At 69.6% G+C, this 13,473-nt stretch carries 13 protein-coding genes and 2 pseudogenes; 8 read left to right on the top strand and 7 right to left on the bottom strand.

The features are described 5' to 3' along the window. From CF165_RS46085 to CF165_RS53220, 4 genes and pseudogenes are all read left to right on the top strand, one after another. On the top strand, nt 1-824 hold an 824-nt coding region (locus CF165_RS46085), incomplete at its 5' end, for an Ig domain-containing protein (protein WP_240522130.1). Between the two features lie 121 nt (nt 825-945). Beyond that, nucleotides 946-1,530 carry a response regulator gene (locus CF165_RS53930; RefSeq protein WP_439098556.1) on the top strand — a complete coding sequence of 195 codons (585 nt, stop codon included), beginning with the start codon at nt 946-948 and terminating at the stop codon, nt 1,528-1,530. Between the two features lie 53 nt (nt 1,531-1,583). Then, the gene (locus CF165_RS46070) at nt 1,584-2,582 is read left to right on the top strand and encodes a neutral zinc metallopeptidase (protein ID WP_093953936.1); all 999 of its coding nucleotides are present in this window, start codon (nt 1,584-1,586) and stop codon (nt 2,580-2,582) included. A 124-nt stretch (nt 2,583-2,706) separates the two neighbouring features. Then, nucleotides 2,707-2,904: pseudogene (locus tag CF165_RS53220) on the top strand (IS5/IS1182 family transposase); the annotation flags it as partial. A gap of 75 nt (nt 2,905-2,979) precedes the next feature. Here CF165_RS53220 and CF165_RS46060 read toward each other — a convergent pair. Further along, nucleotides 2,980-3,270: a hypothetical protein gene (locus CF165_RS46060; RefSeq protein ID WP_143268851.1), complete on the bottom strand. Its 291-nt coding sequence runs from the start codon at nt 3,268-3,270 to the stop codon at nt 2,980-2,982. An 806-nt stretch (nt 3,271-4,076) separates the two neighbouring features. On the opposite strand from CF165_RS46060, the gene CF165_RS46055 reads away from it, so the two are divergent. Further along, nucleotides 4,077-4,946: a methyltransferase domain-containing protein gene (locus CF165_RS46055; RefSeq protein WP_093953933.1), complete on the top strand. Its 870-nt coding sequence runs from the start codon at nt 4,077-4,079 to the stop codon at nt 4,944-4,946. A gap of 70 nt (nt 4,947-5,016) precedes the next feature. Here the strand turns inward: CF165_RS46055 and CF165_RS46050 are convergent. The 4 genes and pseudogenes from CF165_RS46050 to CF165_RS46030 all read right to left on the bottom strand — a co-directional run. Beyond that, a pseudogene (locus CF165_RS46050) lies at nt 5,017-5,194 on the bottom strand (permease); the annotation flags it as partial. A 706-nt stretch (nt 5,195-5,900) separates the two neighbouring features. After that, on the bottom strand, nt 5,901-6,335 hold the full coding sequence (locus CF165_RS46040) for a low affinity iron permease family protein (RefSeq protein ID WP_205661186.1): 435 nt from the start codon (nt 6,333-6,335) through the stop codon (nt 5,901-5,903). 185 nt (nt 6,336-6,520) lie between these two features. Beyond that, on the bottom strand, nt 6,521-6,721 hold the full coding sequence (locus tag CF165_RS46035; RefSeq protein WP_338023712.1) for a hypothetical protein: 201 nt from the start codon (nt 6,719-6,721) through the stop codon (nt 6,521-6,523). Next, nucleotides 6,718-7,098 (bottom strand): VOC family protein, encoded by a 381-nt coding sequence (locus CF165_RS46030; protein ID WP_093953932.1) that lies wholly within the window; start codon nt 7,096-7,098, stop codon nt 6,718-6,720. Before CF165_RS46030 ends, CF165_RS46035 begins: the two co-directional genes overlap by 4 nt. A gap of 279 nt (nt 7,099-7,377) precedes the next feature. On the opposite strand from CF165_RS46030, the gene CF165_RS46025 reads away from it, so the two are divergent. After that, complete coding sequence (locus tag CF165_RS46025) at nt 7,378-7,905, top strand: hypothetical protein (RefSeq protein ID WP_240522129.1); 528 nt, start codon at nt 7,378-7,380, stop codon at nt 7,903-7,905. A 232-nt stretch (nt 7,906-8,137) separates the two neighbouring features. Here the strand turns inward: CF165_RS46025 and CF165_RS46020 are convergent, their stop codons facing one another. Beyond that, the gene (locus CF165_RS46020) at nt 8,138-8,821 is read right to left on the bottom strand and encodes an alpha/beta fold hydrolase (RefSeq protein ID WP_093953938.1); all 684 of its coding nucleotides are present in this window, start codon (nt 8,819-8,821) and stop codon (nt 8,138-8,140) included. A 97-nt stretch (nt 8,822-8,918) separates the two neighbouring features. On the opposite strand from CF165_RS46020, the gene CF165_RS46015 reads away from it, so the two are divergent. After that, the gene (locus CF165_RS46015) at nt 8,919-9,776 is read left to right on the top strand and encodes a helix-turn-helix transcriptional regulator (protein ID WP_205661185.1); all 858 of its coding nucleotides are present in this window, start codon (nt 8,919-8,921) and stop codon (nt 9,774-9,776) included. A 775-nt stretch (nt 9,777-10,551) separates the two neighbouring features. Continuing rightward, on the top strand, nt 10,552-11,727 hold the full coding sequence (locus CF165_RS46010; protein ID WP_158226934.1) for a tyrosine-type recombinase/integrase: 1,176 nt from the start codon (nt 10,552-10,554) through the stop codon (nt 11,725-11,727). Between the two features lie 1,630 nt (nt 11,728-13,357). On the opposite strand, the gene CF165_RS53925 is transcribed toward CF165_RS46010, so the two are convergent. After that, entirely contained in the window at nt 13,358-13,453 is a 96-nt protein-coding gene (locus CF165_RS53925) for a transposase (RefSeq protein WP_369126872.1), read from the bottom strand. Between the last annotated feature and the right edge of the window lie 20 nt (nt 13,454-13,473).

Here is a 13,473-nt window from a genome sequence, read left to right as displayed (position 1 = left end):
CGGTGACCGTGCAGTGCCAGGCCGGCGCCGGCTGGGACGGCCCGACCGGGCTCGGCACCCCCAACGGCACCGCCGCCTTCACCAGCGGCGGCTCGGGCCCCGGCCCGGTGACCGCGAACAATCCCGGCAGCCAGACCGGCACCGTCGGGACCGCAGCGAGTCTGCAGCTGTCCGCCACCGGCGGCAGCGGCGGCTACACCTGGACCGCCAGCGGCCTGCCCGCCGGGCTGTCGATCAGCACTTCGGGTCTCATCTCCGGCACCCCCACCACCGCGGGCACCTCGTCGGTGACGGCGACCGCGAAGGACTCTTCGGGCGCCACCGGCAGCACCACCTTCAGCTGGACGATCAACCCAACCGGCGGTGGCGGCTGCTCAGGCCAGAAGCTGGCCAACCCCGGCTTCGAGAGCGGCGCAACGTCGTGGACCGCGAGCAGCGGCGTGATCACCACCTCCGCCGACGGTGAGGCGCCACACTCCGGCACCTACCTCGCCTACCTCGACGGCTACGGCAGCACCCACACCGACACAGTTTCCCAGCCGGTCACCATCCCCGCCGGCTGCCACGCCACCCTCAGCTACTACCTGCACGTCGACACCGCCGAAACCACCACCACGACCCAGTACGACAAGTTCACGGCCAAGGCCGGCTCGACCACGTTGGCGACCTACTCCAACCTGGACAAGGCGACCGGCTACCAGCAGCACACGGTCGACGTCTCGGCGTTCGCCGGGCAGACCGTGACGCTGACCTTCACCGGCACCGAAGACTCGTCCCTGCAGTCCTCCTTCTGCCTCGACGACACCGCACTGACCTTGAGCTGATCACGATCGAAGGAAGGCCACCCCGGGGCACGCCCCCGGGGTGGCCTTCTCGTTATCTCGGCACCGGCAACCGACGCGGGTTTCAGTGCTCGTCGTAGTGGTCGTCGCGGCCGGCGTGACGATGCCCGTCGTGGACGTAGTCGACGTGGTCACCGTGAGGCACGGCGACGTGGCCACAGCCCTCGCCGTGCCCGCCCTGCAACCAGGCCAAAGACTTTGCCGGAACCCTGGCCTGCACAGGCGGGGCGCGATCTCCGCCGAACTGAACCCCGCTGCCTCGCCTTCCGTGGTTGGGGAGGGAGAGGCTGGTGAGATGCGGGTACTGATCATCGAGGACGACGAGCGGATCGCCCAGCCGCTGCGCGAAGGGCTCGGCCGCTACGGCTTCACCACCGACCATGCCCCGACCGGGGCCGCGGCCCTGTCCGCGGCCCTGTCCGCGGCCCCGACGGACATGATCCTGCTCGACCTCGGCCTGCCCGACAGCGACGGCATCGACCTGTGCCAGCGGCTGCGCCGCACCGGCGAAAGTGAGGTTAGAACTCACGCTCAGAGCCGGTTGCGCCCGGCCAGACCTGGGGTGACGTCCGTGCGTGGTGACCGCGTTCGCACGGATGGGTGCGAGAGGCCCCGTTCCCCCGGTCGGCTGAATGGCGGGGTCGGGTGCCCCCGGTCCGTACCGAGACCCTTCGGGACTGCCCAGTGACGCAACCGCCCCCCGGCCGGGTACCGCCTCGCGGAACCGTCCAGCCGCCGCCGGTGCCGGATGCGCAACCGGATCTTCCCTGGCTGGGCCGCCCGCACACCGTGTCCGCACCGAAGCGCCGCTCGCCGGTGGCAGTGATCGGCGTATGTCTCGGGGCGGCGGCCGTGCTGGTGCTCGGGCTGGTCGCGATCGTGGCCCTCAACCGCACCGGGACGCCGCTGGCCAACCCGAACCTCCGGGACACGCCGTCCGCCCAGGACGCGCCCGCGCCGCTGCGGTCCGGTGGGGCGGGGGCGCCGGCTTCGGCGTCAAACCCCTCCGCGACCGGTCCGCAGAAGATCCTCAAGCTGGCCGACCACCCGATCCTGCAGGACCCCAACGCCGGCCTGCAGAACCGCGTCTGCACGCTGCCGACCTGGCAGAGCACGCAGGCGGGCGCGGAAGCGTTCTTCACCGCCGCCAGCAAGTGCCTCGACGGCGCGTGGGGCCCGTTCCTCCAGACCTACCACCTGCCGTTCACGCCGCCGGCGCTGCACTTCCCGACCGGCGCCAGCTTCGAGACCGAGTGCGGCACCATCCAGGTCGGCATCGCGACCGCCGCGTACTACTGCGAAAACAACCTGTACGTCCCGTTCCGCGGCCTGCAGACCGACCAGTACGGCAACAACCCCGGCGTCTACCTGGCCCTGATCGCCCACGAATACGGCCACCACGTCCAGGAGGTCGCCGGGCTGATGGACGCGGCCTGGCAGAAGATCTACGAAGCCGGCCAGAACAGCCCCGCCGGACTGGAGATGTCACGGCGCAAGGAACTGCAGGCCCAGTGCTTCTCGGGGATGTTCCTCGGCGCGCACGTCGACCAGGGCGGCACCGTCACCCGCGACATGTACAACAAGGCCTGGAACGACCAGGAAACCCGCGGCGACAACACCTCCCGCAGCCACGACCACGGCACCAACGCGCACTACGCGTCCTGGTGGCGGGCGGGCGCGACGAGCAACCGGATCGCCGACTGCAACACCTTCGCCGCGCCGTCGTCCCAGGTCAGCTGACCTTCGCCGCCTTCGCCGCCTTCGCGGCCTTCGGGGCTTTCGGTGCCTTCGGGGATCGCGCGGGGGTCCGCAGCACCAGGTAGACGTACATCCCGCCGGAGAAGCACGCGAACACCAGCAGCGCGACCACCGCACCAGTATCGCCACCACCTACCGCTACCTGCACGAAGCCATCACCGCCCTCGCCGCCCACGCCCCCGACCTGCGCCACGTCCACACTGACCGGCGCGCCCGGGGCGACACCCACGTCATCCTCGACGGCACCCTCATCCCGGCACCCGCCAAACGAGCTGACCACCAGCGGCGGCCAGCACCGGCCACTGCCCGACCGCACGAGCATCGACGACGCCGACCGGCTCCGCTCCCGGATCGAAGACTTCGTCAACCTGGTCGCGGTCTACGAGCTGATCTCCAGCGCGACCTTCGACATGATCGGCGACGACCCGGCATCTCCCGCCAAAGCGCGCACCACCGCTACGCCGAGGCGCTCGACCGGTTCAAGGCCGCCCTCCTCGAAGCCGAAGACGGCGTCGAAGACGGCTTCCGACTCCCCGAGGGCACGGATGATCCGAAGTACTGGGGACCCCGGCTGGACGAGCGGTACCGAGAGCACCGACGCCCCGCCGACCCCGGCCCGCAGGACAACCCGGTCACCGGCGGCATGACCCGGCTGCACCCGCACCCGCACCTGGAGCTGATGCGCGTGCAGCGCCGCCGAGCCCGGCTGCTGGGCGAGTACCTGGGGCCCCGAGCCGAGCAGATCCTCCCGCTCGCCGAACGCGAACTGCGCTGTGGAAGCAGCTGGGAGAGGCCGGGCACGACGTCGGCGACGCGATCGAGCAGCTGCAGCAGCAGCAGCAGACAGCCGAGCTACGCGCCACCTGCCGCCCGCTGCCGCCGGGTCCCTACCGGACAGGGCCGCCGAGCGGGACTGGCACGTCCGGGCCCCATCGGGGCCACTTCAGAATGCCGCACACCAAAAGGCCGCCGGCTGTGCCTCGCGCAGGCCGGACTGGACCCGCCCCCTTCGCCCGGCCAGGGGAAGGTCCCCAGGGGCCAACCCCGTTGGTCGCCTGACCTGTAAGGAGTCTCTACCGAACCCGGGCGGTTCGCTATGAGGCTGGCTACGTCGACCGACAGGCCAGGTCGGCCCAAGCCCAGTGATCTACAAGCTCGATACTCCGCCGGACGAACGAGCCCGCCACGCGTGGGTCCCGGCCTGCGACATCGGTGGCGAATCCCCAGGACGGAGCCTGGGGTCGTGGCGATCACCGGCATGCTCGACCTGCTCATAGCGATCTGGCTGTCCGATACTGCCGACAGCTCGACTGAGCACGTCCGCTCCCGCCCGGATCCGGGCGGGAGCGGACATAGGCACGCTCCGAAGGTACGCCGGTGCCACCGGCATGGCGGGTTCCTTTTGTCACAGCGATAAGCGCGTCGGGCGGAGCTACGGTCTCAGATGGAACGGTCCGTCCAGAAAGGCGGTGCGAGATGACGCAAGGGTTCTCCTGGCAAGAAGAACAGGACGCCGAGACGGTGGGGCGCCAGATCATCTGGCTGGACGCGCTCGCCAGGCATCCGGCCGTCCGGGAGCTGCGCTCGTGGGCGCTGGACGTCTCGGCCGTGAAGCCCGGTGAACGCGCGGTCGATGTCGGGTGCGGCACTGGCGAGCAGGTCCGGGAATTCGCCTGCGCCGGCGCGGAGGCATTCGGCGTCGAGCCGAGCGGGCGGTTGCGCGCCGAGGCAAGCCGCCGGACGAACGATTCTCTCGCCGAATTCGTCGACGGGACCGCGGAAGCGTTGCCGTTCGGTAAGGGCAGCGTCGATGTCATCCGATGCGAGAGAGTCTTCCAGCATCTCGATCGGCCTGCGGACGCCGCCGCCGAATTCGCGCGGGTGCTGCGCCGGGACGGGCGAGTAGTGGTGATCGACATGGACTGGGGTACCACGGTTCTGCATCCCGGGGATCCCCTGGTCGCCAGGGAGGTCGAGAAAGCACAGGACGGGGAACTGCCCAGCCCCGGTGCAGGGCGGCGCCTGACCGGACTGCTGGCCGGGGCCGGTCTCGAAGTCACAGGCATCGTTGCACGGTCATTGATCATCTGGGAGCCCGCGACGGGCGGCTGGGGGCTGGTCGGCCACCTGGCGGCGCAGGCCCAGCGGCAGGGCCGGATCACCGACGAAGAGCACAAGCGGTTGATGACCGATCTCGCCGCCGGCGCCGAACGCGGCGACTTCCACTTTTCGGTGACCATGTTCGCCGCGTCGGCCAGAGCTGGCGGGCCCGACCGCGCACCCGTTTCGTCGCCGGAAGATCACCGAGATCACGAATCCATCGTCCACGAGCGACAACCGCGGTAGGAAGACCCGACCAGAAGATCTGACTGACCAGAGACAACTCCGGCCCGGCACGCACCACCGGCCGATCGCCGAGCACCATCTCCGGTTTGCCCGGGAACGCCACCCACCGTGGCCACCAGCACCACCGGGTTCACCGCCGGTGCCGCCAGCAGGAACGTCAGCGCCGCCGCCGGCGCCACGCCCTGCCCCATCAGCCGCCGCGCCACCCGCACCGAAGCGCACTCGCAGCCCGGCAGCGCGACCCCGGATGCGGCGATCCTGATGAGCGCGCCGGCGACGACTTACGCGCGGTCGCGTCATGTTTCGACCACCGTGATGTCTTGGACAGTGCCGTGGTGTCCCGGGCGGCCCCTCCCCCCAGCCGCCTGGGCCACCCCGGCCCGTCGAGTCGGACGCCACCCTCCTGCGGTATTCGCACCATTCCGGAGCGTCACACGCGGACAACCGAGGGGCGCAGAGAAGCCATCGACGTGACGATGGAAGCCTGGCCGGATCGACGATGGGGCGTGCCACTGCGGCTGGCCGGTCGTCTTCAGCTGCGCCACGTCGAAGACGGCCTGCTCCAGCGTGCGGTCACCGAAGCGCGAGACGCAGGCGCTCGTGTCAGCGTCTCAACCGCCGCAGCCCCGCCACCTCCGCCGCCTACTCCGCCGCCCCCGCCACAGGAGCTGCCGCCGTAGAAGCCGGCAAACCCACCACCGGCGGCACCCGCGAACCGACCGCGGCGGCCGTCACTGCGCACCATCGAGCGGTGCGTGGCGCGCGTGACGGCCAGCCGGACGTCCTTGTCCGGATGCCCGGCGAGGCCGCCCGACGCGACCGAGCCCGACGGGCCGGCCACGAGCGTCCCCGCCGGCCGCGCCTCTTCGGCGGCTGTTCGAGTCCGGGCGAGCCGGATCCGCTGCCTCGGGACCCTCGGGTCCACGGCGATCACGGCCGTCTGCCCGCGGAGGTTCACGCGCTTTCGCGGTCCTCCAAGCCCACCGCGGCGCGCAACTCCGCCCGGCACTCCGCCAGGTCCATACGCTCCCCGGCGTGATGGCTCATCAGCCCGGCAAGGCCCTCGGCGATGGCGTTCAGCTTGTGCTGCACGGCGTCGTCAGCGCGTTTCTGCGTGTTCTGTAACAGCGCCACCAGCAGAAACGTCACGATCGTGGTGACCGTGTTGATGATCAGCTGCCAGGTGTCGACGCTGCCGAACAGGAAGTACGACGGCGCCCACACCACGACCAGCAGCACGCACGTCGCGAAGAACCACGCCCGCGAGGCGAACCGGTCGGCATGGGTGGCCACCCGGTCGAACAGGGACAACCGCCCGGTGATGTCGGTGGGCATCGTCGTCGGATCACTCAGTTTGCTACGCCCCTGGGAGTGGGTGTGTGTGCTCATCGCACCGACCTCCTTGGCCACACCTACAAACCACAGGAGTACCCCGAAGGACGACAGCGAAACGACCACGAGGTCCTGGTTGTCCGAGGTCGACGTCCCGGTGCCCGGGGCGTCGGGGCATTGATCGCCGATTCTGTCGGTGCGCCCTTGGCCTGCTGCCCAGACCAGGTGTGGCCCAGCCGTTGTCACCCCGTGCCGATGTGGCCCTGCAGGTGGAGGGCGCGCAGCCCGGTGAGGTCACCACGACGCGGCCGGTCGAACCGCTCGACGCCGCTCAGATGCGCCGGATCCGCCGCGAACCTGGTCCAGTCGTAGTCCGGCGACGCCGCGTGCAGCACCGCGCGCTCGTCCGAGTTGACCTTGTTGACGGCGAACGAGTCCGTCACGACGTCGCCGCGCGCTCGGCCGCGCTGCGCAGCACACAGAACTCGTTGCCTTCCGGGTCGGCGAGCACGGCCCAGCCGGTGCCGTCCGGCTTGCGACGGTCGTCGACGACCGTCGCACCCAGGCCCAGCAACCGCCCGACCTCCTCGTCGCGCGGGACATCCGGCTGCAGGCACAGGTGGAGCCGGTTCTTCACCGTCTTCGGCTCCGGAACCCGCAGGAACAGCAGCGCCGTCCCGTCGTTCAGCTCGAAGCCGACCTCGTCGTCGCCGGGCTGGTCGATGTCCGGGATCGGCTTGCCGGTGACCTGGCTCCAGAACTGGCACAACGCGTACGGATCGGCGCAGTCGACGGACACGTTCAGCACGGACGACGGCATAGTACTCCCCAGGGAATCGGACATAACGAACAATCCCGAGTATGCCTCAGCCCCGGCCCGGGGGCGAACCGATCTACGACGCCAGGCGGCACCTGCTCAACCTCGACGTTCTGCGGCACGCCCCGCGGGAGCCCCGATCACGGCGCTGCTACGGCACGCCGTCCAGGACATCGCCCACGGCGCGCCCCGGTCGGCGCCGCGCTGGTTTGCCCCGCCGGCCGGACTTCATCATGGTGCCCACCGGCGGCTCCGACCAGTACCCGTGCACCGCGCTGCCCCATGATGCAGCGCCGCTTCGGCGGCAAGATCACCGAGGTCAAGTTCGACGCCGACGAATCGAGCACGGTCCCGCTGACCGCCCAGCGGGTCTACGGAACGGCGAGGGACGTCAAAGTCCTGTACATCGCCCGCGGCAGCGACCTGGCCCGGTTCCTCTTCAGCCTCGACGAAGCCTTTCTCGGCGGCCGGTGCGCGGCCACGTCGGTCACCGTGGTCAGCACGTCCGACGGCCTCCGCGTCCGCTCGCCGGAGGACAACGCGATGCTGGAGGACCTCGGGCTGCGAGCGCTGCGTTCGCAGAGCATCACCGACGGCCGGCTCGGGCTGCTGTCGACGCTCGTGTCCGGCGCCGACCGCTTCCGCGGCGACAACCCGGAATTCCGGGACCTCGAAACGGCATTCACCGGCGCCGGGTTCGAGCTGGCCCACGTCGACGACGGCTGGGCGGTCAACGGCTACGACGCCGTGTCCACGATTTCGGCCGCGCTGCGGACGCTCCCGGCGGCGAAGCCGGCCCAGCGCAGCTAGGTCAACACCCCGATCAGCGGGTACTCCTCGAGCGGCCATGCGGTGGCGGGCGCCGGCGGGCCGCGTCACCGACGGCTGCCAATCCAGCCTCGATCTCCGCGGCAAACCGTACTCAACTTTCCTTCCAGAGCCGTAATCCTCCGCGAAGGACGTCGAGGCATCCAGCGGCCGGATCGTGTACGACGCGCTTGACTCCCTGCTCTCGCCGGCTCGCCGCCGGCCGCAGCATGGGTCAGACCGGATCGGCCGCCGCCGCGAGCAGCCGGGCGAGTTCGGCCGGCTGGGTGTGCATGGGCCAGTGACCGGAGTAGAGGTCGACGAACTCGAGGTGCTTGACCTGCGCGAGTTCGGGCACGTCACCGGCGCTGATCCACTCCTTGGCCTGGGTCGGGGTGAACTCCGGGCACACCACGACGACCGGCACGTCGAAGCGTCGTTCGTCGCTCAGCCGAACGATGCCGGTGGCCACGCCGCCGGGAACGGGGATCGCCGCGGCAGCGAAGGCGCGCCGGGCCTCCTCGTCCAGGTCGGCCGAGTCCGGTCCCTCGAACGGTTCCCACCCGGGGAAGGGCATGACGCCGTCCCGCAGCTCGAAGAAGTCGGCATAGGGCTTTCCGTCAGCGGCCGGGAAGCCGCCGACGAGGACCACCTTGGCGATCTTGTCCGGACGCGCGTCCGCGGCCAGCCAGGCCAGGGTGGCCGCGGCCGAGTGCCCGACCACCGCGGGCTTGCCGGGGGCTGCGTCCACGGCGGCGAGCACGGCCGCCACCTGGTCCTCGAGCGTGGCGGCGGATCCGTCACCCTGGCCGGGCAGGGTCAGCGGCACCGGGCGGTGGCCGTGCGACCGGAGTGCGGCCGCGACGTCGTCCCAGGTGGATCCGTGGAGCCACAGGCCGGCGATGAGCAGGATGTCCATGATCAGGTCTCTTTCTCCCGAGCGGTCGGGGTTCACGCTAGAGGCAATTCCGGACACTCTGCTTCCGGTTCATGACGTGATCAACTAGCTTGCCGGTGTGACGAGTGAGCTCAGTCCCACCGCCCGGGCGCTGCGCGCGCTGGAGATCCTCCAGGCGCGTCCCGGAACGACGGCCGACCAGCTCGCCGAGAGGTTGGGCGTCACGGAGCGGGCCGCCCGCCGCTACGTCGGGATCCTCCGGGAGGCCGGCATCCCGGTGGAATCGGCCCGTGGACCGCACGGTGGGTACCGGCTGCGGCGGGGAACGCGGCTGCCGCCGATCGTGTTCACCCCGGGCGAGGCGCTGGGTCTGGTCATGGCCGTGCTCGACGGCCAGCCGGAAGCCACCGAAGCCGACGACCCGGTCGGCGCCGCCCTTGGCAAGGTCATCCAGGCACTGCCCGAGAACGTCGGCCGGCAGGCGGCCGCCCTGCGCGAGCACGCCACAGCCGCGTCCGACCGCTCCTCGGCACGCCCGGATCCCGCCATCACCGGCGCGCTCGTCGCCGCTGTCGCCGCCCGGCGGCGGGTGCTGATCTCGTACCGGAGTGAGCGCGGCAACGCGTGGGAGGCCGAGGTGGACCCGTGGGCGGTCGTGGTCCGCCACGGACGCTGGTACCTGCTGTGCCATTCCCATCCGGCGGACGCGATCCGCACCTACCGGGTCGACCGGGTCCGCTCGGTCGCCCAGACCACGCACGAGTTCGAGCCGCCCGGCGACCTCGACCCGGTCGCCGCGTTGGAAGAGAACCTGGGTACCGGGTGGGAGTTCCCCACCCGCGTCGTGTTCGGCGTCCCGCCGGCCGAAGTGGCGCCCTGGATCCAGCCCCGATGGGACGGCTTCACCCCGCCGGCGACGGCTGCGTACTCGTCGGCAGCACCAGCAATCCCGCGATGTACGCGCAAGAGTGGTTGACGACCGTACCGTTCGCCTTCGGCGTCGAGGGCGGAGACGAGCTACGTGCCGCCGTCGCGGAGGTCGCGACGCGTTTCGCCGCAGCTCTGGCGCCATAGGACGGTAACAGCGCCCCGCGTGTAGGAACGGCTTTCCCGTCAAAGTAGCGTCAACCTCGCCGGTACCGGGCGCCGTCGGCAAGGCGGGGCCGGGCATACGCCATGACCACGGCCCCCGGCGGCGCCACCTCCCAGGACGGCATCAGCCGATGTCCCTCAGCGGCCGTCTAGGACGTTCAGCTGCCGTCGCCACGGTCGGTCGCGCCCGGGTCAGCACGTCGATGCCGCGCTGATCCTGGCCGCCACCTGCTGGAGATCTGCACCGTCAACGACAACCCACAGTTCGCCGTCCAGCCCCGCCGTAAGCGTCACCAAAACCCGGCTGGCTACCGGCGCTGCATGCCCATCACGTCCCTCGCCCGGTCCGAGTATCGAGTCGGTCGACATTTCTTCCCAATCACCTCACCCGCGCACCCACAGGCTTCCCGATGCGCGGTCACCCAGCTGGCGCTGCGCCAGGGACGAACCCTGCGTTCATACCCCGAAGCTAGACCGATTCCCTTGGCACGAGGATGGCCGAGTCGGATTCTATTGATCTTCGAAGGGCGCACGTGGATTCGCTGGCAGGTGTGTTCAAGCGGTGCGGATGCCGAAACCGGGAGACCGGACGGCCAATGGGCACGGCGTGTCCCGACGTGGCGCGAGAAGGGCATGGGAGCTGGTACTACCGCCTCGAGGTGACACCGTGGCCGGACGGCAGGCGACGGCAACTCCGGCGTGGCGGATTCGCCACCGCCGAGGCCGCCCACAGCGAACGAGACCAGTTCGGCGCAACCGGCGAGCGAGGACTGGCGGACGCGACGATGACCGTAGATCAGTGGCTGCGCCTATGGCTGGCCACCCTCGTCCACCTACGGGGCACCACCTTGTCCGCCTACCGCAGCAACATCGAAACCTACCTGATCCCCTGCCTGGGCGGTGTCCTGGTGCGGGAACTGACCGCGGACCGGATCCAGGCGATGGTGGCCGACCTCATCCGTAACGGCGGAGTGTCCGGGCACCCACTGCGGCCGGGCACGCTGCGGCACGTCCACGCGACGTTGCGAGCAGCCCTCAACGCGGCCGTGCGGCGCGGCCTCCTCCCTGCCAACCCGGCCTGGCACGTCCACGTGCCCACCGGTAGGCGCCCGCACGCGGTCGTGTGGACCGCGCCCCGGATCGCGCAATGGCGGGCCACCGGGCAACGACCACCGGTCGCGGTCTGGACCGTCGACCAGACCCGCGCATTCCTCGAGTATATCCACGACCACCCGCTCTATACGCTGTTTCATCTCATCGCATTGTTCGGGCTCCGCCGTGGCGAGGCGGCGGGGTTACGGTGGTGCGACATCGATTTCGAACAAGGCCTGTTGACCGTCTCTCACCAGATCCGCCAATACGGCCGGCACATCGAGATCGGCAGTCCGAAAAGCGAGGCCAGCAACCGGGTCATCAGTCTCGACGGCGCGACCATCGCCCTGCTCCGTCAATACCGGGAAAACACCGCCGACATCATCGACCCCGAATCCGAAGAGTTCATGTTCACGACCCGGTCCGGCGGCCTGCTCACCCCGCAACATCTGACCCACCTATTCCGCGCCCTGAACGACGAATCCGGCCTGCCACCGATCCGGCTGCACGACCTACGGCACGGCGCCGGCAGCCTTTCCCTCGCCGCCGGAAACGACCTCAAAACCGTCCAAGCCATGCTCGGACACTCCAGCATCGTCCTCACCGCCGACACCTACGTCAGCGTCCTACCCGACCTGGCCTGCCGCGCCGCCGAAGCCACCATCCACCACGTCCTCAGCACCGCGAAAGCCACCGGCGCACGGCTACGCGGCACCCCCGGCATCTCCGCCACAGCGGCTTAACCCGCTGGTCACTGCCCTCTACGCGGCTACCCGCCCACAACGACTCCGCCTCGGGCAGTCCGCAGCAACCCGCGAAAGGACGGTCACTGACCCGGCGAAGGACAGGTCACCCCAGACCTGCCCTGGCTGCGACCTGCCCGAAGACCGATTTCCAGACCGCTGCGACACACCCTCGGCGCCGCCACGGCGGCCCCGAGCCCATCACGGGCTTACCGGGAGCCCACCCAAGATCACGCCACGGCTCGCAAGATCGACAAACAAGAACATCCCCGCTGGTCAGCGGGGATGTCGATCAAGTGGGCCGCCTGGGGCTCGAACCCAGAACCTACGGATTAATAGCGCGGCGGCACTCCGCGGACCGACCATCCCAGGTCCACCGATGATCAACAAAGCCGACCAGCTGGACTGACCAGGTCACTTGCCAGGCGGCGTGTCGGACGCGGCCGACGCTGATCAACGTACGGAACACGACCTCGCCGCCCAGTTCGGGTTCACCCGAGCAGACCCGGCCGACGTCGGTGCGGCGGCGCGATCGCGAACGAATTCCTGCGTCGTTCCAGTGGTTCGAGGCGGCCTTTCAGGCGACGGCGGTCAGCCGCGGCAAAGCCGGGCTGACGTCGCCGATGTAGACAGGTGGCCCGTCTCGGGGTCGTCGGCGCCGAGCGCTTCCGTTGCGCACGAACGATCTCTGCCTGCCAGCCCTGCCGCCCGGCGGGTTTCAAACGTGCAGCACACGGGCTGTTCGGCACAGCAGAGCAAATGGAGACGCAACGGAGCCCCCATGATCATTTACAACAGCAAACCCTGCCCCATTTTCAGGAATATCGCAGGTCAAACGCCTGTTATGCGGAGCCGCCAAGGGGGCTCGAACCCCTGACCTTCTGTTTACAAGTCCGCCCCTCTGGCGTATCAGCGAGTGCCGCCGCGTGCCATCCCGCGCCGATAAGTGCAGGTCAACCGGTATTTTCACCGCTTTTCAATGTCGTGAAGTGTCCCGCCGTGTCAGGCACTACTCCGGCACAGGAGCCCCATCGGAGACGCAGCGACCCAGCAAGCGCCGGTTGCCACGCCCGTATGAAGGCCTGGGTTAGGGATGGCCCCACCGCTAGACCCCACCGCCTACACCTTCGTCCGGCTGGACGTACAGCAGCCGACGCTCGACCACGCGCCGCGGCGAACAGCCCAGCGCGGATCGGTCACCCTTTACCCGACCAGCGCCGACGCACGGTCACTACCGTTCGGGCAGAGCTTCGACGCCGCACCTCGTCACCGGCGAGTCCGGCGGATCCCTCGTCAAGTTCGACGACGCTCCGTCGCGACTAACGTCCGCACATGGCTCCCCTCTATGTCAAGAGGGTGGCTGCGGCAGGGGGTAGGCTTGCTGGTGGCGGTCCGGGAAGTGACTTGTCCGAAGAGTCGATCGTTGGGGTTGGGTCGGCCGCGCTGGATGTCAGAGTCGCCCCCGAGTGTCCTCCCGGGCTCGCCGCCGTAGCGCGTTTGGTGTCGTGGACGAGTTGTTTGTAGACGACATCTGATAAGCGTCTTTGAGGCAGCGCAGCGCTTCCATCGGCGTCTTTCCGGCGGCTAGTTTGCGCCGGTAGTAGCCACGGCCGGGTGTGTCGTTTCGCAGCTAAACGATGGCCATGATGTGCAGGACCCGATTGATTCTTCGGTTCCCGGCACGGGAGAGCCGATGGCGTTGGTGATCGCCACTGGAAGCGTCAATGGGTGCGGTGCCATTCCAGG

Origin of the sequence: Amycolatopsis vastitatis, from assembly GCF_002234595.1 — a bacterium.
GTDB lineage: Bacteria > Actinomycetota > Actinomycetes > Mycobacteriales > Pseudonocardiaceae > Amycolatopsis > Amycolatopsis vastitatis.
This window is presented reverse-complemented; position numbering and strand designations above follow the sequence as displayed.

Coding starts and splice junctions, on each gene's coding strand:
- CF165_RS53930 (WP_439098556.1), top strand. CDS start 946: ATGCCCGTCGTGGACGTAGTCGACGTGGTCACCGTGAGGCACGGCGAC.
- CF165_RS46055 (WP_093953933.1), top strand. CDS start 4,077: ATGACGCAAGGGTTCTCCTGGCAAGAAGAACAGGACGCCGAGACGGTG.
- CF165_RS46040 (WP_205661186.1), bottom strand. CDS start 6,335: ATGAGCACACACACCCACTCCCAGGGGCGTAGCAAACTGAGTGATCCG.
- CF165_RS46030 (WP_093953932.1), bottom strand. CDS start 7,098: ATGCCGTCGTCCGTGCTGAACGTGTCCGTCGACTGCGCCGATCCGTAC.
- CF165_RS46025 (WP_240522129.1), top strand. CDS start 7,378: ATGATGCAGCGCCGCTTCGGCGGCAAGATCACCGAGGTCAAGTTCGAC.
- CF165_RS46020 (WP_093953938.1), bottom strand. CDS start 8,821: ATGGACATCCTGCTCATCGCCGGCCTGTGGCTCCACGGATCCACCTGG.